Consider the following 21548-nt stretch of genomic DNA (forward strand, 5'->3'; position numbering starts at 1 on the left):
CACGGGTTCGGGTGGGTCCGATGTCGCCGACCGCCGATCTTACCGACGCGTTCGATGAAGCCCGGCGACGTCCGAGGGCACAAAAAACCCGGCTTGCGCCGGGTTTTTCGTTTCACTCAACCGCGTGCGATCACCAGATCACGACACGCTTGTCGTCGGCGCGCACCATCGCATCACCGGGCTTGCACTCGAACGCTTGCGCGTAGGCCGGCATGTTCGACGGTGCGCCGTTGGCGCGGAAGTTGGCCGGGGCGTGCGGGTCGGTGTTCAGACGCACGCGCAGCTCGCCTTCGTTGAAGTTGCGGCGCCACACGGTGGCCCAGTTCATGAAGAAGCGCTGGTCCTGGCTGTGACCGTCCACGGCCACGTTGGCCTTGGGGTCTTCCTTCAACGCCATCTGCAGCGCGTCGTAGGCCACGGTCAGACCGCCCAGGTCGCCGATGTTCTCGCCCAGGGTCAGCTTGCCCTTCACCTTCACGCCCGGCAGCGACTCGTACCCGTCGAACTGCGCCACCAGCTGGTCGGTGCGGCCGGTGAAGGCCTTACGGTCGCTGTCGGTCCACCAGTTGTCGAAGTTGCCGTTGGCGGCGAACTGGCTGCCCGAGTCGTCATAGCCGTGCATCATTTCATGGCCGATCACCGCGCCGATGCCGCCGTAATTCAAGGCCGGATCGGCCTTGGCGTCGAAGAACGGCGCCTRCAGGATCGCCGCCGGGAACACGATCTCGTTCTTGGTCGCGTTGTAGTAGGCGTTGACGGTCTGCGGGGTCATGCCCCACTCGGTCTTGTCCACCGGCTTGCCGATCTTGTTCAACATGTAGCGGTAGTTGAACGCGCGCGCGGCCTGCATGTTGCCCAGGTAGCTGTCGGCATTGGTTTCAAAACCCGACCAGTCACGCCACTTGTCCGGGTAACCGATCTTCGGGGTGAAGCTGGCCCACTTTTCCAGCGCCTTCTTGCGGGTGTCTTCGCCCATCCACTCCAGCTTTTCCAGGCGCGCCTTCAGCGCCACCGAGAGGTTCTCCACCAGGTGCTGCATCTGCACCTTGGCGTCGGCCGGGAACACCGCGTTCACGTACAGCTGGCCGAGGCCTTCGCCGATCGCGCCGTTGACCGATTCCAGCACGCGCTTCCAGCGCGGCTGCATTTCCTTCTGGCCGCGCAGGGTGGTGCTGTAGAAGTCGAAGTTGGCCTTCTCATACGCGCTGCTCAGGTACGGCGAGGCGTCATCGATGGTGTGGAAACGCAGGTAGGCCTGCCAGGTGGCGGCCGGCACGTCGGCCAGCATCTTGTCCACTTCACCGAAGAACGCCGGCTGGGCCAGCGAGAACTTCTGCGCGGCCGGCACCTTCAGGGTGTCAAACAGCGCGGTCCAGCTGAAGTTCGGGGTGAGCTTGTCCGCCTCGGCGGCGCTGACCGGGTTGTAGCGCTTGGCCGGATCGCGCAGTTCGATGCGCGACAGCGACGCCTTGGCCAGGCGGGTTTCGAAGTCCAGCACGGCCTTGGCCTGGGTCTTGGCCTGCTCGGCATCCACGCCGGACAGGGTCAGCACCTGCGCGATGTAGGCCACGTAGGCATCGCGGATCTTGGCCTGCGACGCGTCGAAGTAATAGCCCTTCTCCGGCAGGCCGAGGCCGCCCTGGCCGACATAGGCGATGACGTTGCCCGAGTCCTTGTAATCGGCATTGGCGAACAGCGAGAACAGCACGCCCTGGCCCTGCGCCTGGCTGCCGCGCAGGTACCGGGTAATGGCGGCGGTGTCGTTCAGTGCGGCGATCTTGTCCAGCTGCGGCTGCAGCGGGGTGATGCCGGCCGCTTCGATCTTGGCCTCGTCCGAACCGGTCTTCCAGATGTCGCCGATCTTGGCTTCCACCGAGCCAGCCTTCGGCGTGCTGGCGGCGGCCTGCTGGACCAGCGCGTGCTGCACTTCCAGCGAGCGCTCGCGCAGGATTTCGAAGCTGCCCCAGGTGGTCTGGTCGTTGGGAACCGGGTTGGCCTTGAGCCACTTGCTGTTGACGAAGCCGTTGAGGTCGGTACAGGCAGAGATGGACGGGTCCAGGTCGGCGCTGTTGAGCGAGATCAGCGGGGTCTTGATCTGCGACGTGTCAAAGGCGGGCTTGGCCGCGTCGGCAGTCGCGGCAGGCGCGGTATCGGTCTTGCCACACGACGCCAGCGAGGCGGCGATGGCGACGGTCAGGCCCAGCGGGACCAGCTTGGAAAACTTCATTCGACTCTCCGGCTACAGATGGATACATCGCCCGGATGACGGGCAATCAAGCAGCGTAGCGCGGCCGGCGCGGTGGGGGACCGGCCAAAGGTCACACCGGCCGGCTGGGTGATTGGCCGACACCACAGTGGAACCACCACGCGTGGCCGCGCGGCGTCCGGCACCGCGGTAGAGCCACGCCATGCGTGGCTGCGCGGCATCCGGCATCGTGGGGCAGCCACCCATGGGGTGGCTCTACCAGCAAAAAGGCCGGTTTGTGCCGGCCTTTCGGGGTTACTTCGCTTTGCCCTGGTTCGCCACTGCTTCGGCGGCCTTGCGCGCGGCTTCCGGATCGCCCAGGTAGCGGAACGACTGCACGCTCAGGTCATCGTTCAACTCGAACAGCAACGGAATGCCGGTCGGGATGTTGAGCTCCAGGATGGCCTCCTGCGAGACGTGGTTGAGGTACTTGTACAGCGCGCGCAGCGAGTTGCCGTGGGCGGTGACCAGCACGGTCTTGCCGTCCTTGAGCTGCGGGGCGATCGCATCGAACCAGTACGGCAGCACGCGATCCAGCGTGGTGGCCAGCGATTCGGTGCCCGGCAGCGCGTTGCGGTCCAGGCCGGCGTAGCGGCGGTCGTGGATCGGATGGCCCGGGTCTTCGACGTCCATCGCCGGCGGCGGGATGTCGTAGGAGCGGCGCCAGATCTTGACCTGGTCCTCGCCGTGCTTGGCCGCGGTCTCGGCCTTGTCCAGGCCCTGCAGGCCACCGTAGTGACGCTCGTTCAAGCGCCAGCTCTTGCTGACCGGCAGCCAGTCCTGGTCCAGCTCGGCCAGGGCACCCTGCAGGGTGTGGATGGCGCGCTTGAGCACCGAGGTATGCGCGACATCGAACTGCAGCCCTTCTTCACGCATCAGGCGGCCGGCAGCGGCGGCCTCGCGGCGGCCCTGTTCGGTCAGCTCAACGTCCACCCAACCGGTGAAGCGGTTGTCCAGGTTCCACTGGCTCTGGCCGTGGCGCAACAGTACGAGTTTCCGGGTCACTGCAGTATCTCCGACAGATGGCAAGGCAGACCCGCATTGTAGCGGCAAGCCTGCCCCGCCCTGCACGGCGATGGCCGCAGCGTCGGCCGGCGCGCCGGTTCAGGGATGCGGATGGCCGTGATGGCCCTGCGCATCCGGATGCGCGCGGCGGCGGTCGTCCCGCGCGAGGTGGTCATGCCCATCGTCGTGATCGTGGCCGGCATGCGCGTCGGCGGCCTTGGGGCTGCCGACGCTGCAGCTGTCGCCGCAATGATCCGCCTCGATCTGCAGGGTCACATGTTCGATGCCGAACTGGTCGTGCAGCGTGGCGGTCAACGTGCGCCGCAGGCGGTCGGCATCCACCGCGTCGGCCATCACCACATGCGCGGTCAGCGCTGGCGTGCTGGAGGCCAGCGCCCACACATGCAGGTCATGCACGTCGACCACGCCGGGCTGCGCGCCCAGCGCGGTGCGCACGGCGTTGAGGTCGGTGCCCTTGGGCACGCCTTCGAGCAGCACATTGATCGCCTCGCGCAGCAGCACCCAGGTGCGCGGCAGCACCCACAGGCCGATCAGCACGGCCAGGATCGGATCGATCGGCTTCCAGCCCGTCCAGCGGATCAACAGCGCGCCGATGATCACCGCGACCGAGCCAAGCATGTCGGCCCACACTTCCAGGTAAGCGCCCTTTACGTTGAGGCTTTCGCCACTGCCGGCACGCAGCAGGCGCATGGAGATCAGGTTGATGCCCAAGCCGATCGCGGCGATCACCAGCATGCCGGTGGAGGCGATTTCCTGCGGCTGGCGGAAACGCGCCACCGCCTCCCACAGGATGTAGGCGGCCACCACGAAGAGCATGCCGCCGTTGATCATCGCGCCGAGTGCCTCCAGCCGTGCGTAGCCGTAGGTGCGCTTGGCATCGGGCGGGCGCCGGCTCAGCCGCACCGCGACCAGCGCGATCATCAGCGCCAGGGTGTCGGTGGCCATGTGCGCGGCATCGGACAACAGCGCCAGGCTGTTGGTCCAGAACGCACCCACCACTTCCACCACCAGGAAGGTAGTGGTGAGGCCGAGTGCCCACCAAAGTGGTTTTTCGTGGCGGATTTCGCTGGGCAGGTGATCGTGGTCGTGACCCATGAAGGTGTCTCCAGAACAATGTGCGCAGGTTAAGCAGGGTATCGCGCGGAGACTATTACACTTGGGCTGGCGTTCAGTCTGTAACTTCATTACAACCGCAGGCGGCCGCTAAGGTTCGACGGCCCCTGTGGCGGGAAGAGCAATCATCGTGGATATCGTTCCAAACCTGGATGAGGCCAGCCGTCCGCTGGCCGATGCCTGGCAGCAGACCCTGCTGGCGACCGGCGCCGACGCTGCCGCACTGCTGGCCGAGCTGGCCGCACAGTCGCCGCCGGACCTGGCCCATCACTTCTATGACGTGCTGCTGGAGGACCCGCGCGCCAGCCGCTTTCTGTCCCACGACCAGGTGCGCCTGCGCCTGAAACCGGCCATGCAGCGTTGGCTGACGCAACTGCTGACCGCCACCATCGACAGCATCCCGGCGCTGGTGGCCGCGCAGCGGGTGATCGGCGATGTGCATGCGCGGGTGGGCATTCCGGTGGACCTGGTCACCCGTGGCGCGCGCGTGCTCAAGCAACGCCTGTTCGAGCGCATCGTGGCGCACGCTCCCAGCAGCGCCATCGCCTTCGAAGCGATCCGCTGCCTGAGCGCCTCGGTGGATATCGCGCTGGAAGGCATGACCCTGGCCTATACCCATGCACGCGAGCGTTCCTCGCGCACCGATGCGGCCTACCGGCTGTTCTCGCTGGTGCAGAACGTGAGCACCGAACGCGAACGCCAGCGCGCCTTGCTGCTGGATTGGGAAAACGCACTGCTGTACGCCATCGCCAGCCAGGCCACCGATGCCGATACCGTGGACCTGGCCCATTCCGAATTCGGCCTGTGGTTCACCCACAAGGGCATCCCCAGTTTTGGCGAGAGCAGCGAGACGGCGCAGGTAGGTGCGTTGATCGCACGCGTGGACGCGCAACTGCATGCTGCGCTCGCGCGCGCAGACCTGACGACGCGCTTCAGCGCGCTGCAGGGCATCCGCGAGCAGCTCGCGCGTATCCGCACCCTGATGAGCATGCTGTTCGAGCGCATCGGCGAGCTCGATGCCGGCAGCGACGCACTGACCAACCTGCTCAACCGCCGCTTCCTGCCCACGGTGCTGCGTCGCGAGATCGAACTGGCCAACTCGGCGCACACGCCGTTCTCGGTGCTGCTGCTGGATCTGGATCACTTCAAGGCGATCAACGACACCCACGGCCACGACGGCGGCGATCGCGCCCTGCAGCATGTGGCCGCGCTGCTGGGCCAGCTCACCCGCGGCAGCGACTACCTGTTCCGCTATGGCGGCGAAGAGTTCGTGGTGGTGCTGGTGGCCGCCAATGCCGCGCAGGCCGAGGTGATCGCCGAGAACCTGCGCCGGCAGATCGCGCAGACACCGGCGCCGCTGGCCAACGGCAGCACCCTGGCGCTGACCGCCAGCATCGGCGTGGCCGCCCACGATGGCCACCCGGACTACGAGCGGCTGATGGCCCGCGCCGATGCGGCGATGTACCAGGCCAAGAAGCGCGGCCGCAACCGCGTGGTGTTGGCCAGCGACGACCTGCCCGATGCACCGGAGCGACAGGCACTGCAGCGCGGCTGAGTCGGCACGAGCCGCCTGTTGCGGCACATCGACCGGTACCAACGGCGCATGCCGGGCGCGGCGCGGGCGGCGTAGGATCACGACGCGGGCATTGGCCTGCGTCGTTGCCGCTGCCCAAGGAACCTGTCGATGCCGTCCCGCCCTTCATCGCACCTGCCGTGCGCCCTGCTGTGCTCGGCCCTGTTGCTGAGCGCCTCCGCCACGGCCCGCGACGTGCCGCAACCGGCCGAGCACGTGGAGGCCGATGGCCCGTACGTGTTCCGCACCGACACGGGCCTGCAGGCGCAGTGGGTGTGCAACGACCACGTGGTCCGCCGCGATCTGCCAGCGCGCGGCGAGGTCACCGTGGTCGCGCCCGAATGCGGTTACCCGCACGAGGTGAGTGTGCTGCCGCCACGCACCGCCGAGGTCGCGCAGTACCCGGCCACGCCGCGCATCGTCGCGTTGTCGGACATCCATGGCCAGTACGGGCTGCTGGTGACGCTGCTGCGCGCCCACCATGTCATCGATGCGCAGGACCACTGGGCCCTCGGCGATGCCACGCTGGTGGTGGCCGGCGATGTGTTCGACCGTGGGCCGCAGGTGACCGAGGCGTTCTGGCTGCTCTACGGCCTGCAGCAGCAGGCCAGCGCGGCCGGTGGCGCGGTGCACTTCGTGCTCGGCAACCACGAGACGATGGTGTTGTACGACGACCTGCGCTACGTCAACCCGAAGTACCTCAGGAGTGCGCAGCTGCTGGATCGTTCGTATCCGGCGCTGTACGGCGCCGATTCGGTGATCGGCCAATGGCTGCGCACCCGTCCGGTGCTGCTGAAGATCGGCGACACGCTGTTCCTGCACGGCGGCATCGCCCCGGAGAACCTCGACCTAGTGCGCGCCATGGACGCCACCAACGCCACCTACCAGGCCTCGGTCGGGCTGCCACGTGAGCAGGTCAAGGCCGCGCCGGACAGCGCGCGCCTGTTCGACGGCAAGACCAGCCCGATCTGGTACCGCGGCTACTTCGATGGACGCATGGATACCGCCCAGGTGCAGGCACTGCTCGAACAGTTGCAGCTCAAGCGCATCGTGGTCGGCCATACCTCGATGCCGCACGTGAGCAGCTTCCACGGTGACCGCATCATCGCCATCGACAGCAGCATCAAGAAGGGCGAGAACGGCGAGCTGCTGTTCATCGAGAACGGCACACTCAGCCGCGGCCTGCTGGACGGCACACGCGTGCCCTTGGCCGAAGGCAGGATGGAAGTGGACGACGACTGAGCCGTCGTCCACCGGCTCAGCCCTGCTGTACCTGCGGCCGGGCGCCGGCCGGCAGCGCGCGCACCCGCCCCGGCTTGCTCGGGAAGGCGTGGCGCACGATCCGCCACATCACCTGGCCGAACTGTTTCGGCAGCGAGCCGGTGTTGTAGTGCTGGCCGTAACGCGTGCAGATCGCCTTCACTTCCACGGCGATATCGGCGTAACGGTTGGCCGGGATGTCCGGGAAGAAGTGGTGTTCGATCTGGTGGCTGAGGTTGCCCGACATGACGTTCATCAGCTTGCCACCGGTCAGGTTGGATGAGCCACGCAGCTGGCGCAGATACCAGTGGCCGCGGCTTTCATCGCGCACGCATTCCTTGGGGAAGGTCTCGGCATCGGCGGTGAAGTGGCCGCAGAAGATGATCACGTAGGTCCACACGTTGCGGATCAGGTTGGCCACCACGTTGCCCAGCAGCACCGGCAGGAAGAACGGGCCGGCCAGCGCGGGGAACAGCAGGTAGTCCTTGAACATCTGCTTGCCCATCTTGCGGCCCACCGGGCGCGCCTGTGCCAGCAGCTGGCGGAAGGTGATCTTGCCGGCGAACCAGCGGCCCACGCGCAGGTCCTGGATGGCGATGCCCCATTCGAACAGCAGCGCGAACACCACCGCCACCACCGGCTGGGTCAGGTAGAACGGGCGCCAGCGCTGCTCGGGGAAAATCCGCAACAGGCCATAGCCGATGTCGTCGTCCAGCCCGCGCACGTTGGTGTAGGTGTGGTGGCGGAAATTGTGCGTCTTGCGCCAGTTGTCGGCAGTGCCGACGATGTCCCACTCGTAGGTGCTGCCCTGCAGCTGCGGGTCGCCCATCCAGTCGTACTGGCCGTGGATGACGTTGTGCGCCAGCTCCATGTTTTCCAGGATCTTGGACAGCGCCAGCAGCGCCACGCCGGCGATCCACGCCGGGATCAGCACGCTGTGCACGAAGGCACCGAGGAACAGCAGCGCGCGGCCGGCCACGCCGGTCCAGCGCACGCCGGCCACCACGCGGCGGATGTAACGCGCGTCGGCGGCCCCCAGCGTGGCCAGCTGGCGCGCACGCAGCGCATCGAGTTCATCGCCGAAGGCGTGCAGTTCAGCGGCGGAAAGCGCGCGGTTCTGGACGGAAGACATGGTCAGAGCTCCAGGATCAGGTCGGTGCTGGCGCTGTTGACGCACAGCTTCACTTGCGTGGCCGGTTCATCGGCGTACTCGCCGGTGAGCGTGTGGCGGGTGACGCCGGAGGCCTTGCCGCACGCACAGGTGTTGCAGATGCCCATGCGGCAGCCGCTGGCCGGGCGCAGACCTTCGGCTTCCAGCGCCTGCAGCAGCGAGGTGCCGCGCGGCAGGGTCAGGGTGCGGCCACTGCGGCGCAGTTCGACCTGCACCGTGCCGGTTTCCGCGTCGGGCAGCAGCGGCGGGGTGAACGCTTCGAACTGCAGCGCGGCCACGGTGCCCTGCAAGCGCGCGCGGGCGGCATCAACGAAGCCACCCGGGCCGCACACCAGCACCTGGGCCGCACGGAGGTCGCCGAGCGCATCGAACGCGTAGGCATCCACGCGCGGCGACGCGGCGTGCGGGTCGCGGGTCAGTGCCAGGTGCACGCGCAGGTTCGGATGGCGCGCGGCCAGTGCCGCCAGTTCGTCGGTAAAACACAGTTCCTCGCGGCGGCGGGCCCAGTACACCAGGTCCACTGTGCCGGGCATACCGGCGGCATCCAGCTGGCGCAGCAGCGCGCGCATCGGGGTGATCCCGCTGCCGGCCGCCAACAGCAGCAGGCGCTGGGCTTGTATGGGATCCACGGTCATCTCGCCGAAGGCCTGGCCCAGTTCGAACGCCTCACCGATCGCCGCGTGATGGGCCAGGTGCTGGCTGACCTTGCCGCCCTCGATCGCTTTGACGGTGATCGCCAGCGTGCCGTCGGCCAGCCGCGTAGGGCTGTAGCTGCGCGACAGCCGGCGCCCATCCATGTCCACCCCAAGGGTGACGTGCTGACCCGGCTGCATCCCACGGAAATGCCGGTTCGGGCGCAGCACCAGGGTGACCGCATCCGCGCTGGCCTGCTCGCGCGCCACCAGCCGCGCCCGCGCCCGGCGCAGGGTCCACAGCGGGTGCAGACGCCCGGCCCAGAAGTCGAACAGTTCCTCGGACACCCAATGACGGGGCGAGATCGGGTTGCGGCGGCGGATCGGGGGGCGGGGTTGGGCGCTCATGGGGTCACTATACGCACGCACATACATGCGTGTATACACTTGTATATTGATCGGACGGGCTATGATTCAGGGACTTGACCGCCCTGCCCCCGATGACCTCCCCAGACCTGCCCCTGTCCGCTGCCGACGATGCCCATCCGGCGCGCAAAGCCTCGATCTCGCGCGACGACCTGCTGGCCGCCGCGCTGGCCCTGATCGGCCCGCACCGCAGTGTTTCTACGCTGAGCCTGCGCGAAGTGGCCCGCGAGGCGGGCATCGCCCCGAATTCGTTCTACCGCCAGTTCCGCGACATGGACGAACTGACCGTGGCGCTGATCGATCTGTCCGGGCGTTCGCTGCGCACGATCATCGGCGAGGCGCGCCAGCGCGCGGCGTCGTCCGAGCGCAGCGTGATCCGGCTGTCGGTGGAGACCTTCTTCGAACAGCTGCGCGCCGACCACAAGCTGCTGCACGTGCTGCTGCGCGAAGGCAGCGCCGGCTCGGACGCGTTCAAGCAGGCGGTGGACCGCGAACTGAACTACTTCGAAGACGAACTGCGGGTCGACCTGATCCGGCTGGCCGCCGCCGATGGCGGCGCGGTGCTGCACGAACCGGCGCTGGCGTCCAAGGCGATCACCCGGCTGGTGTTCGCCATGGGGGCCACCGCCGTGGACCAGCCGCAGGAAAAGGACGCCGAACTGATCGAGCAGCTGTCGCAGATGCTGCGCATGATCATCACCGGCGCGCGCACCATCGCCGGGAATCCGCCGACCCGTTGAGCGGCCAGGGGCGTACCGACCCACGGTCGGTACCTACCCGGTGTGGGTCGACCCACGGCCAATCCCCGACCCGAACGTGAATGCCCCGGTAGGCGACCRCCGTTGGTGGCCGCAGCATTTCGGCACCTTCCGCGCCGCCCAATCGAGAACGTCAAACCGCATACAAACGGCATCGCCGGCGTCGGACGCACCGACACCGCCAAGGCCCGGTGTGAAGACCCGGGCTTCACGCGGCGCGCACCATACTTTACCGAATGCTTTACATACGGAATGCCCATTCGTGAGCCGGCACACGGCGCTTGCGCGCGTAAAGAAAGGATTTCACTGCACGGCCCTGCTCCTGTGCAGCGGCGCGGCCATGGCCCAGTTGCCCATCGGCGAGGCGGCCGTTCCCGCGCTGGACTGGCAGCAGTCGCAGCAGCGCCTGGAACAGGTGTCCGACGCACTGGCCGCCGCCGATGCCTCGGTGCGTAACAAGCAGGACCTGCAGGATGCCACCCGTCTGCTGCGCCTGCCGGAGATCACCGGTGAAGTGCGCCGCCTGCAGTTCCAGAAGACGTTGACCCTGCCCTTGGGCTCGCTGGCGCCGGTGGCCGAGGCGTTCGGCATCGACTCGCCATTGCAGTTCACCGAGCGCGACTGGCGCACCCGTCCGGTCGTCACCGCGGTGCTGCCGCTGTACACCGGCGGTTTGATCCCGGCCGCGCAGCAGGCCGCCGCCGGCGCCACCGCGCAGGCCAGCGCCGAACGCGAATCGCAGCGCCAGTCGTTGAGCGTGCAGCTGGCCCAGGCCTACTTCGGGCAGCGCCTGGCCGAGCAGGCCGTGGACGTGCGCCGTGACGTGCGCGACGGGCTGCAGCGCCACCTCGACGATGCGCTGAAGCTGGAACGCGAAGGCTTCGCCACCCGTGCCCAGCGCCTGCAGGCCAACGTGGCCCGCGACAAGGCCGAGCGCGACTACCAGAAGTCGCTCAACGACCTGCAGACCCTGAAGGCCGCGCTGGCCACCCTGCTGCGCAGCGGAGGCGAAGTGCGCCCGCTGTCGCCGTTGTTCGTGCATCGCACGCCGATCGGCGCGCTGCCCACCTTCGAACGCGATGCGCAGGCCCGGCAGCCGCAGATCGCGCGACTGCGCGCACTGGTGGCGCAGGCCGAGCAAGGCGTACGCGTGCAGCAGGCCAAGCTCAAGCCCACCGTGTACCTGTTTGGCCAGTACGACTTCCTGCGCCGCGACGAAATGCTGACCGACCCGGACTGGGCGTTCGGCATCGGCGTGAAGTACACCTTCCTGTCTCCCAGCTCGCGCCCGGCGCAGATCAGCGCCGCACGCGCGCAGCAGGAGCAGGCCGAAGCCGGCCTGCGCGAAGCGGAAAACCAGGTCACCCTGGGCGTGCGCAAGGCCTGGTACGAACTGGATACCGCACGCCAGCAGTTCCTGCTGCTGGACAGCAGCATCGAACAGAACCGCGAGAACCTGCGCCTGCAGGAGCTGGCCTTCCGCGAAGGCCAGGCCACCTCGCTGGACGTGATCGACGCGCGGCTGGGGCTGGGCGGTGCGCAGGTGGAACGCGCACAGGCGGCCTACCAGTACGACGTGGCGCTGGCACAACTGCTGGAGATCAGTGGACAGATGGACCGTTATGACGAATTCCGCCGCCAGGCCGACGAGGTGATCGCGCATGAATGACACATTGCAGGCGCCTGCCGATGCGCCGCCGCCGAACAAGCGCAAACTCGGTATTGCCCTCGCGCTGGTGCTGGCGATCGTGGTGGTGGTCGGCCTGTGGCTGGCCTGGCGCAGCCCGGCCGAACAGCTGCAGGGCATGGCCGATGCCGACACCGTCAACGTGGCCGCCAAGATCACCGCACGCCTGGCCGAACTGAAGGTGCGCGAGGGCGACCGGGTCAAGGTCGGCCAGGTGCTGTTCGTGCTGGACAGCCCGGAAGTGGCCGCCAAGGAAGAACAGGCGCAAGGCGCGCTGGAAGCGGCCAGCGCCGTGGCCGACAAGGCCGATGCCGGCGCGCGCAGCGAAGACATCCGCGCGGCGCAGGCCAACTGGAAACGCGCTGAAGCCGGTGCCACGCTGGCCGATGCCACCTACCAGCGCGTGCAGAACCTGTTCAACGAAGGCGTGATGACCCGGCAGAAGCGCGACGAAGCGCTGGCCCAGGCGCGCAGTTCGCGCGAGCTGTCCAATGCCGCCCGTGCGCAGTACGACCAGGCGCTGGCCGGCGCGCGCGAGCAGGACAAGCGTGCCGCACAGGGCCAGGTCCGCCAGGCACGCGGCGCGGTGGCCGAGGTGGACGCCGCGCGTGAGGAGGTCAACGGCCGCGCGCCGCTGGCCGGCGAGATCAACAAGCGCATGGCCGATGTGGGCGAACTGGTCCCGGCGGGCTACCCGGTGTTCACCCTGGTCGACATCGACCGCATGTGGGTATCGGTGAACCTGCGCGAATCGCAGATGCGCGGCCTGAAGATCGGCAACCGTCTGCGCGGGCAGGTACCCGCGCTGGATCGCGATGTCGAGTTCGAGGTGTACTTCATCAACCCGGCCGGCGATTACGCTACCTGGCGCGCTACCCGGCAGTCGTCGGGCTACGACGTGCGCAGCTTCGAGATCCGGCTGCGCCCGGTGGCGCGCGTGGAGGGCTTCCGCCCCGGCATGAGCGTTCTGTTCGCGTGGCCGCAGGGATGAACCGGTTGCGGCGGGCGGGCTTCGGCGCCGCCTTCCAGCGCGAGCTGCAGCACCTGCGCAGCGACCGCGCCGACCTGCTGCTGGTGACGCTGTTGCCGCTGCTGATGCTGGCGGTGATGGCCTGGTTGTTCGCCGCATCGGTGATGCGCGACATTCCCATTGCCATTGTCGACCTCGACCACAGTGCCGAGAGCCGTCTGCTCGCCCGCATGCTGGATGCCAGTCCGGGCATCGCCGTGGCCAGCCAACCGGCCAGTCTGGCCGATGCGCAGGCCGAACTGCGGCGGCTGGAGGTCTTTGCCGTGGTGCTGGTCCCCCGCGATGCCACCCGCCAGGCGCTGCGTGGCAGCCAGGGCACCGTGTTCGCCTACTACAACGCCACCTACCTCACCACCGGGCAGTCGGCGGTGCGCGATATCGTGGAAGCGGTCGGTGCGTGGAACGCGCGCCTCCTGACCGGCGGCATCGGCAAACAGGTCGGCCCGGCCAAACTGCGCGCGCCGCCCATCGCGGTGCAGTCGGACATCCTGCACAACCCGGCGCGCAGCTACGAACTGTTCCTGCTGCCGCTGTTGTTTCCGGCGGTGTTGTCGCTGGGCCTGGCGCTGGCGGTGGCCGCCAGCCTGGGCCGCGAGGTGCGCGACGGCCAGCTGCGTGCGTGGCTGGGCAGCGCCCCCTGGGCGGCCATCGCCGGCAAGATCTGCCCCTATGTCGCACTGTTCTCGGCCTATGGCGCGCTCGGCGTGTTGTACCTGGCGCTGCTGCGCGGCGACGGCATCGCCGGCAGCCTGCTGTTGCTGATGCTGGGCCAGCCGCTGCTCTACCTCGCATGCGCGGCGGTGGCGCTGCTGTTTGTGGGACTCACCCGTGACATGGGCACCGCGCTGTCGGCCATCGGCTTGAGCATCGGCACCGCGCTGGCATTCTCCGGGGCCACCTTCCCCGTGGTGGATGCGCCGCTGTTCACCCGTGTCTGGAACCTGCTGCTGCCGCTCACCGCCTACGTCAAGCTGCAGACCCAGCAGCAGTTTGTCGGCGCGCCGTGGTCGGTCTCGCTATGGCCGTTGGCGACGCTGCTGCTGATGGTGCTGGTGGCCGGCGGCATCGGCGGCTGGCGCCTGATCGTCGCAGCCCGCGCCCTGCCCACGCCCGTGGCCTCCAACGGAGCGGCCGCATGAGCCGCTTCACTAGCAGCCTGCGCCAGACCCTGCGCGCGGTGCTGACCGACCGCTATGCGGTCGTGCTCATGATTGGCGCGGTGGTGCTGTACTCGTTCTTCTACCCGGCCGCGTACCGCCACCAGGTTGCCAGCAACCTGCCCATCGTGGTGGTGGACCACGACCAGAGTGCCACCAGCCGCGAACTGCTGCGCCGCGTGGACGCGTTGCGCACCGTGCGCATCGTTGCCCAACCCGCCACCCTCGACCAGGCCCGCCACGCGCTCGAGCGCGGCGAGGCCGAAGGCATCCTGCTGATTCCCGCCCAACTGGAGCGCGACATCCTGCGCGGCGGCGCCGGCCACCTGGTGTTGATGGGCAACGGTGCCTACCTCGGCCGCGCCAGCTGGGTATTGGGCGGCGTGGCCGATGCACTGACCGCGTTCGCGCGCGAAACAGCGGTTTCGCAGGCCGCCTTCATGGGCGCCCCGCAGCCACCGCCGATCACCCTGGTGCAGCGGCCGCTGTTCAACACGCTGGAAGGCTACGGCAGCGCCATCGTGCCCGGTGTGGCCGAACTGATCGTGCACCAGACGCTGTTGATGGGCATTGGCGTGCTGCTGGGGACGCGGCGCCTGGCACTCGACCGACGCCTGCGCTTCGACCTGCCCACCCTGGCCGGCATGGCGCTTGGCTTCGGCATCATCGGCCTGCTGGGCCTGCTCTACTACGCCGGCCTCACCGCGTGGGTGCAGGACTATCCGCGCGGCGGGAACCCGCTCGGGCAACTGCTCGGCGGTACATTGTTCATTGCCGCCACGGTGGCGTTCGGCCTGTTCGTCGGCAGCTTCTTCGCCACCCGCGAACGCGCCTTCCAGGTGGTGATCGCCTGCTCGATCCCGCTGTTCTTCCTGGCCAATCTGTCCTGGCCGGCGGTCACCTCGCCGCCAGCGCTGGTCGCTTTGGCCCACCTGCTGCCCACCACCGCCGGCATCAACCTGATGGTGCGCCTGAACCAGATGGATGCCCGCCTGGGCGAGGTCAGCCACGAGCTGTGGACGCTGGCCGCGCTGCTCGTGCTCTACGGTGGGCTGGCGGTGTGGCGCCTGGGCGACCGCAGCCGCACGCACTGACCGCTCAGCGCGACGGATCCGGCGCGTACCAGAACGGAATGCGGTACTCGCGCCGGCGTCCGGCACCTTTCGCATCGCTGTCGGCATTCCAGACCAGCAGCAGATCGTGGCGGCCCGGTGGCAGCGCCGACAGCGGCAGGTAGCCCACCAGCCCGCGCATCTCCAGGTCGCGCCGTTCCATCGGCACGAAACCGTCCAGCGCCACCGGCTTGCCATCCAGCGTGACCGTCCACAACAGCGCCAGACACTGGACCGCCGCTCGCGCGGCGTCCTGCCCGACCCGCGCGTTCTCGCCTCCCGGCAGTGCGGTGCAGCGCTGCCGCGCCTGCGGGTTGTCGCGCTGCGGCTGATGCGGAATGAACAGCCGCAGCATCGCACCCTGGACCACATCGCTGGGGATCATCGGGTAGCGCCGCAACCGGTCATGATCCACCCGCAGCGCTTCGTAGTGGGCGCTCAGCATCCCGTTTTCCACCGCTTCGCTGGTCATCACCTCGTAGCGGTTGAACAATGAAAACGTGGCCGAACTGATCGTCTGCACGCCGCCGATGGTCATCGCCGCCATGATCGCGACGAAGTAGGCCACCATGAAATTGCGGGCATACAGATTGCTCTGCAGGGTGAGCTGTACCGGCAGCAGCAGTCGCATCGGTATGAGCCACTGGCTGACGCCGAGTACCCGATGGACGGCCCGCTCCAGCCCCGCGCTGGGCTTCCCTTGTGCCTGCCGTCGGGCAACCTGCTTTTCCATCACCAGCGGCACGGTGCTCACCAGCAGCAGCGCTGCGAAGACCACCGCCACCATGATCAGCGCGATGCGGTCGGTGTCGCCCAGCAGCGCCCCGACCAAACCAGCCACGCTCAGCAGCAGCACCGAGCCCACGCCGATCAGGGTCATGGTCAGCGCGAACAGCAACGTGGCCGAGAACAGCGTCGATGCAGCGCGGTCGGCGCTGGCGATCACCTGCTCCAGGCTCACCACGCGCGAGCGGTAGAACGCCCGCGATACCGGCCCCATCAGCGGAATCCGATCCCAGCGGATGCCGTCAGGGAAATGGATCTTCAAGCCGATCAATCCGACCCAGTAGCCACGGATCGCCAGGTGCGCGATCAGCGCGAGGGCCACCACGTAGCACAACCCCACGCTGGTGCTGAAGCCGAACCACAGCGCATAAGCGTAGACGCCCTCGGTGTGCACGGTGCTGCCGGCCCACGCATCGAAGATACGCCCCGGAACGGCCAGCAGTGCGAACGCCAGAAGGCCGGAAATGAAGAGTTCGAGTTCGTCGGTGCGTTCGCGCAACCGGGCGAAGCGGCCGGCGTGATCGGACACCTCGGCAGAGGCGTCGGGGGTGCTGCCGGGTTCAAGCGCTTCGCTCACAGTCCGGTCATCCTTGGGTGTCGCCGGAGTATACGGCTGCCCGGACACCAACCAAGGGGCCCGCATACGACAACGCCGGCCTCAAGGCCGGCGCTGTTGAACCGCGTCCACGTACCGCGCGGGGGTCAGCGGTACTGGCGCTCGCAGCGGCGTTCGACCACGCGGTCGCCGTTGTTCTGCTGGCTGCGGCCCTGGATGTTGCGGCCCGCAGCGCCACCAGCGACCGCACCGGCCACCGTGGCCAGCTTCTTGCCGTTGCCACCGCCGACCTGGTTGCCCAGCAGGCCACCTACCACCGCACCGGTAGCGGTACCGGCAATACGGTTCGGATCGCGGCTGTTGCGCTGCACTTCCACGTTCTTGCAGACCACCTTGCTGCCGTCATTGAAACGGCGGCCTTCGTCCTTCGGACCGTAGTTCTGGGCGGCAGCGCCGAACGATGCGGCGACAAGCGCGCCCATGCACAACACACGTTGGATATTCTTCACGGTCTTCTCCTTACTCGCAGGACATGGGGTGAGTGTCCGCCCCAAGGCTGCAATGGGTGGTGAAATCATGTCCACGGCGCGTCAACGTGCCGCTCTGCGTTCAGGCAGCAGCCACCCAGCGACGCCGCGCGCGCCAGGCCTCCTCCTCTCTACTTCGGCATCGCGCGCGGCGCATCGATGAATCCGGTCACCGCCGCGATGGTCGCCGCCGGCGCCTCTTCCATCAGCCAATGCCCTGCCCCGGGGATGACCACCCCGGTGACATCCACCGCTGCGTTGCGCATCACCACCGCCTCGTTGGCGCCGAAGGATTTTTCCCCGCCGATGGCCAGTACCGGCATCGTCAACCGGTCGGCAACCACGCGCGCGTTGTCCTGGCCATCCTGGCGGAACGCATGGAACTGGGCGAAGGCGGACTTCATCGCGCCGGACGTGCGTACAGCGTGGCGTAGTGCGCGCGCGACGGCTCGTCCATGCGGCTCGGGTCGCCGGCGAACTCGTTCCAGAAGCGGTCCAGATAGATCCGCTCGCGACCGGCGACCAGACGCTCCATGTCCGCACCGCCGAAATCAAAGTGCCATAGCAACGGGTTACGGACGATGTCGTCCCACGGCGGAATGCCGGGCACCGGCGCATCCATTACCACCAGCGCACGGGTCAACTGCGGATAGCGCGCCGCATACGCGAAGGCCACCATGGTGCCGATGTCGTGCCCCACCACCGTGGCCTGCTCGATCCCGAGCGAGGCCAATACCGCGCGTACGTCGCCGGCCTGGGTGCGCTTGTCGTACCCGCCGGCCGGGTGCGAGGACAGCCCCATCCCGCGCAGGTCCGGCACCACCACCGTATGCCGGGCGGCGAGCGCGGCGGCCAGCGGCGCCCACATGTCACCGGTATCGCCAAACCCGTGCAGCAGCACCACGGCCGGCCCCTTGCCACCGACCCGGACATGCAGCGTGGCATCGCCGACGGCTACCTCCTGGGTGCGGAATCCTGCGGGGAAGGGTTTGACCTGGGCGAAGGCCGGGGCGCTGAGGACGAGCGCGAAGGCAACGGCAATGAGGTGCCTGAGCATGGTGGGCATCCGGTTGTGGTGCGGAGAGGCCCTGCGGCCCGGGTGGTCACGCTGACAACGCACGAACGGCTTGCAGGCGGACACTACCGCGAAAATGACGGCCGCGCTGCTACCGTCATGCCGGACCTGATCAAGGATGCCCCGGCATGCCCAGCACCCCGCACGCAGCCGCCCCGCTGCGCCCCCCCTGCCTGGTGCTGGAAGGCGGCGCGATCGACGGCATCGCCAGCTTCTACGCCGAGATCAACCGCGTCTTCATGCCCGACGAAGACTGGCAACTCGGGCCAAGCCTGGATGCGCTGGATGACATGCTCTACGGCGCCTATGGCGCGCTGGCCGGTCACACGACCGTCCAGTTGCACTGGAAGGACATCGCACACAGTCGCCGGGCGCTTGGAGTAGCGGCAACGCGCACGTGGCTGCAGGCCAAACTGGATCCGGCCGGACCGTTCAACCCCGGCCATGTCAGCGCACAACTGCAGGCGCTGGAACGCGGCGAGGGCCAGACCTATTTCGATATCGTCATGCAGATCATCGCCGCACATCCCAATGTGACGCTGCTGACCCGTTGAGCCCGGGAGCGACCCTTCGCCCGCCCGGCCCCCTCCCCTACAATGGTCCATCCGGCGGCCTTCCGGCCTGCCCCCGACGTTGATGGACCCCGCGTGACCGATAAGCAGCCCGAACACACCCCGCTCATGAAGCAGTTCTTCGCCGCAAAGTCCGAGTATCCGGACCTGCTGCTGTTCTTCCGGATGGGCGACTTCTACGAGCTGTTCTACGACGACGCACGCAAGGCCGCGCGGCTGCTGGACATCACCCTGACCCAGCGCGGCAGCTCCGGCGGTGCGCCGATCCCGATGGCCGGCGTGCCGGTGCATGCCTACGAAGGCTACCTGGCGCGGCTAGTGGCGCTGGGCGAATCGGTGGCCATCTGCGAGCAGATCGGCGACCCGGCGCTAGCCAAGGGCCTGGTCGAACGCAAGGTGGTGCGCATCGTCACCCCCGGCACGGTCACCGATGAGGCACTGCTGGACGAGCGTCGTGACACCCTGCTGATGGCGCTGTCGCGCGGCAAGCACGGCTTCGGCCTGGCCTGGGCCGACCTGGCCGGCGGTCGCTTTTTGGTCAACGAAGTAGATTCGGAAGACGCGCTGGAAGCCGAACTGGCGCGCCTGGAGCCGGCCGAACTGCTGGTACCCGACGAAGAAAACTGGCCGGAGTTCCTCAAGCACCGCAGCGGCATCCGTCGCCGCGCGCCGTGGCTGTTCGATCCCGACAGCGGCCGCCGCCAGCTGCTGGCCTTCTTCAAGCTGCACGACCTCACCGGTTTCGGCATCGACGACAAGCCGCGCGCGACCGCGGCGGCCGGCGCCCTGCTTGGCTATGTCGAGGAAACCCAGAAACAGCGCCTGCCGCACCTGACCGCGATCGCCACCGAAACGGCGAGCGAAGCGATCGCGATGAACGCCGCCACGCGCCGCCATCTCGAACTGGACACGCGCGTCGACGGCGACACCCGCAACACCCTGCTCGGCGTGCTCGATACCACCGTCACCCCCATGGGCGGTCGCCTGCTGCGGCGTTGGCTGCACCGTCCGCTGCGCCTGCGCGAGGTGCTGGTGCATCGCCACGATGCGGTAGCCACGCTGATCGACCGCGGCGCCGATGGCGATGTGCGCGAAGCGTTCCGTGCGCTCGGCGATCTGGAACGCATCCTCACCCGCGTGGCGCTGCGCTCGGCACGTCCGCGCGATTTCTCGACCCTGCGCGATGGCCTCGGCCTGCTGCCGGAAGTACGTCGCGTGCTCGCCCCGCTGGACTCTCCGCGCCTGGTCGCGCTGCACGACGCGCTGGGCTCGCATGACGAATGCGCGCACCTGCTGGCCAGCGCGATCGCCCCCACCCCACCGATGAAGCTCAGCGACGGCGGTGTCATCGGCGAAGGCTTCGATGCCGAGCTGGACGAACTGCGCCGCCTGTCCACCCATGCCGATCAGTTCCTGATCGACCTGGAACAGCGCGAACGCATCAGCAGCGGCATTGCCACGTTGAAGGTCGGCTACAACCGCGTGCACGGCTACTACATCGAAATCAGCAAGGGCCAAAGTGAGAAGGCGCCGGTGCACTACACCCGCCGCCAGACCCTGACCAATGCCGAGCGCTACATCACCGAAGAACTGAAATCCTTCGAGGACAAGGTGCTGTCGGCGCGCGAGCGTTCGCTGTCGCGCGAGAAGCTGCTGTACGAACAGCTGTTGGATACGCTGGCCGGCAAGTTGGAGCCGCTCAAGCAGTGCGCCGCCGCGCTCAGCGAACTGGACGTGCTGGCCGGCTTCGCCGAACGCGCACAGGCGCTGGACTGGGCCCGCCCGGAGCTGGAAACAGCGCCGTGCCTGCGCATCGAACGCGGCCGCCACCCGGTGGTCGAGGCGGTGCGCGAGCAGCCGTTCGAGCCCAACGACCTGGACCTGCATCCGGACCGCCGCATGCTGGTCATCACCGGCCCGAACATGGGCGGTAAATCGACCTACATGCGCCAGAACGCGCTGATCGTGCTGCTGGCCCACATCGGCAGCTTCGTGCCGGCCAGCCGCGCGGTGATCGGTTCGATCGACCGCATCCTGACCCGCATCGGCGCCGGCGACGACCTCGCGCGCGGGCAGTCCACCTTCATGGTCGAGATGGCCGAGACCAGCTACATCCTGCACCACGCCAGCGCGCACTCGCTGGTGCTGATGGACGAGATCGGCCGCGGCACCTCCACCTACGACGGCCTGGCCCTGGCCGATGCGGTGGCGCGCCACCTGGCCTACCAGAATCGCTGTTACACGTTGTTTGCCACCCACTACTTCGAGCTGACCGCGCTGGCCGACGAGCAGCACGAAGGCGGCCCCAGTGGCATCGCCAACGTGCACCTGGATGCGGTGGAACACACCGACAAGAACGGCAGCGAAGCGCTGGTGTTCATGCACGCGGTCAAGGACGGCCCGGCCAACCGCAGCTTCGGCCTGCAGGTGGCGGCCCTGGCCGGCCTGCCACGCTCCACCGTCGCGCAGGCACGGCGTCGCCTGGCCGAACTGGAGCAGCGCGGCGGCGAGAGTCAGGCCGCCACCGTGGCCCCGCAGGCCCTGGATGCACCGCAGCAGTTCGGCCTGTTCAACGCACCCAACACCGCCGCGCAGGACGCGCTGGCCGCGATCGATCCGGACGAGCTGACCCCCAAGCAGGCCCTGGAAGCGCTGTACCGGCTGAAAGCACTGATCTGATCCAGCGCGCCCAGCGCGCGTGGCAGTGGCCGGGGTCATCCAGCGTAGGCATGCGCCTACGCTGGAATGGGCGGTATGACGAACCTGGCTGAACCGCAGGCGCACCTGAACCTCGCACGTGCCCCCACGCACGTTCCAGTTCGGAGGGTGTGTCGCCATTGCC

At 68.0% G+C, this 21548-nt stretch carries 18 protein-coding genes; 9 read left to right on the top strand and 9 right to left on the bottom strand.

Annotated features, from left to right (window positions below):
* Nucleotides 1-130 precede the first annotated feature (130 nt).
* The 3 genes from AC1DR7_RS01635 to AC1DR7_RS01645 form a co-directional block, all read right to left on the bottom strand.
* On the bottom strand, nt 131-2227 hold the full coding sequence (locus AC1DR7_RS01635; RefSeq protein WP_478076372.1) for a M13 family metallopeptidase: 2097 nt from the start codon (nt 2225-2227) through the stop codon (nt 131-133).
* A 273-nt stretch (nt 2228-2500) separates the two neighbouring features.
* A complete protein-coding gene (gene gpmA, locus AC1DR7_RS01640) occupies nt 2501-3250 on the bottom strand; it encodes a 2,3-diphosphoglycerate-dependent phosphoglycerate mutase (protein ID WP_256776457.1) in 750 nt (249 codons plus the stop codon).
* A 99-nt stretch (nt 3251-3349) separates the two neighbouring features.
* Entirely contained in the window at nt 3350-4366 is a 1017-nt protein-coding gene (locus AC1DR7_RS01645; protein ID WP_478052672.1) for a cation diffusion facilitator family transporter, read from the bottom strand.
* Nucleotides 4367-4514: 148 nt separating this feature from the next.
* On the opposite strand from AC1DR7_RS01645, the gene AC1DR7_RS01650 reads away from it, so the two are divergent.
* Nucleotides 4515-5939: a GGDEF domain-containing protein gene (locus tag AC1DR7_RS01650; protein ID WP_457318876.1), complete on the top strand. Its 1425-nt coding sequence runs from the start codon at nt 4515-4517 to the stop codon at nt 5937-5939.
* Nucleotides 5940-6068: 129 nt separating this feature from the next.
* Entirely contained in the window at nt 6069-7199 is a 1131-nt protein-coding gene (locus tag AC1DR7_RS01655; protein WP_457318877.1) for a metallophosphoesterase, read from the top strand.
* 16 nt (nt 7200-7215) lie between these two features.
* On the opposite strand, the gene AC1DR7_RS01660 is transcribed toward AC1DR7_RS01655, so the two are convergent.
* Nucleotides 7216-8349, bottom strand: a complete 1134-nt coding sequence (locus AC1DR7_RS01660) for a fatty acid desaturase family protein (protein ID WP_457318878.1) — start codon at nt 8347-8349, stop codon at nt 7216-7218.
* A 2-nt stretch (nt 8350-8351) separates the two neighbouring features.
* Nucleotides 8352-9428: a ferredoxin reductase gene (locus tag AC1DR7_RS01665; RefSeq protein WP_457318879.1), complete on the bottom strand. Its 1077-nt coding sequence runs from the start codon at nt 9426-9428 to the stop codon at nt 8352-8354.
* Nucleotides 9429-9520: 92 nt separating this feature from the next.
* Between AC1DR7_RS01665 and fabR the strand changes: the two genes are divergently transcribed.
* The 5 genes from fabR (at nt 9521) to AC1DR7_RS01690 (ending at nt 15172) form a co-directional block, all read left to right on the top strand.
* On the top strand, nt 9521-10186 hold the full coding sequence (gene fabR, locus AC1DR7_RS01670) for an HTH-type transcriptional repressor FabR (protein WP_038692404.1): 666 nt from the start codon (nt 9521-9523) through the stop codon (nt 10184-10186).
* A gap of 358 nt (nt 10187-10544) precedes the next feature.
* Nucleotides 10545-11873: a TolC family protein gene (locus AC1DR7_RS01675; protein ID WP_457318880.1), complete on the top strand. Its 1329-nt coding sequence runs from the start codon at nt 10545-10547 to the stop codon at nt 11871-11873.
* Nucleotides 11866-12882, top strand: a complete 1017-nt coding sequence (locus AC1DR7_RS01680; protein WP_478051372.1) for an HlyD family secretion protein — start codon at nt 11866-11868, stop codon at nt 12880-12882. The genes AC1DR7_RS01675 and AC1DR7_RS01680 overlap by 8 nt, the downstream gene beginning before the upstream one ends.
* Entirely contained in the window at nt 12879-14060 is a 1182-nt protein-coding gene (locus tag AC1DR7_RS01685; protein WP_457319790.1) for an ABC transporter permease, read from the top strand. Before AC1DR7_RS01680 ends, AC1DR7_RS01685 begins: the two co-directional genes overlap by 4 nt.
* Entirely contained in the window at nt 14057-15172 is a 1116-nt protein-coding gene (locus tag AC1DR7_RS01690) for an ABC transporter permease (RefSeq protein ID WP_478051373.1), read from the top strand. The genes AC1DR7_RS01685 and AC1DR7_RS01690 overlap by 4 nt, the downstream gene beginning before the upstream one ends.
* A 4-nt stretch (nt 15173-15176) precedes the next feature.
* Here AC1DR7_RS01690 and AC1DR7_RS01695 read toward each other — a convergent pair whose 3' ends face one another.
* The 4 genes from AC1DR7_RS01695 to AC1DR7_RS01710 all read right to left on the bottom strand — a co-directional run bounded on the left by AC1DR7_RS01695 (nt 15177) and on the right by AC1DR7_RS01710 (nt 18116).
* A complete protein-coding gene (locus AC1DR7_RS01695) occupies nt 15177-16553 on the bottom strand; it encodes a hypothetical protein (protein ID WP_457319782.1) in 1377 nt (458 codons plus the stop codon).
* 125 nt (nt 16554-16678) lie between these two features.
* Nucleotides 16679-17014 (bottom strand): glycine zipper 2TM domain-containing protein, encoded by a 336-nt coding sequence (locus tag AC1DR7_RS01700; protein WP_457319792.1) that lies wholly within the window; start codon nt 17012-17014, stop codon nt 16679-16681.
* Nucleotides 17015-17190: 176 nt separating this feature from the next.
* Entirely contained in the window at nt 17191-17463 is a 273-nt protein-coding gene (locus tag AC1DR7_RS01705; RefSeq protein WP_457319784.1) for an alpha/beta fold hydrolase, read from the bottom strand.
* Nucleotides 17460-18116 carry an alpha/beta fold hydrolase gene (locus AC1DR7_RS01710; RefSeq protein WP_478051374.1) on the bottom strand — a complete coding sequence of 219 codons (657 nt, stop codon included), beginning with the start codon at nt 18114-18116 and terminating at the stop codon, nt 17460-17462. The genes AC1DR7_RS01705 and AC1DR7_RS01710 overlap by 4 nt, the downstream gene beginning before the upstream one ends.
* 146 nt (nt 18117-18262) lie before the next feature.
* Between AC1DR7_RS01710 and AC1DR7_RS01715 the strand changes: the two genes are divergently transcribed.
* Nucleotides 18263-18688 (top strand): barstar family protein, encoded by a 426-nt coding sequence (locus AC1DR7_RS01715; protein ID WP_457319788.1) that lies wholly within the window; start codon nt 18263-18265, stop codon nt 18686-18688.
* A 126-nt stretch (nt 18689-18814) separates the two neighbouring features.
* A complete protein-coding gene (gene mutS / locus AC1DR7_RS01720) occupies nt 18815-21385 on the top strand; it encodes a DNA mismatch repair protein MutS (protein WP_478051559.1) in 2571 nt (856 codons plus the stop codon).
* The last annotated feature ends 163 nt before the right edge of the window (nt 21386-21548 follow it).

The organism is Stenotrophomonas sp. P5_A9, from assembly GCF_056400525.1.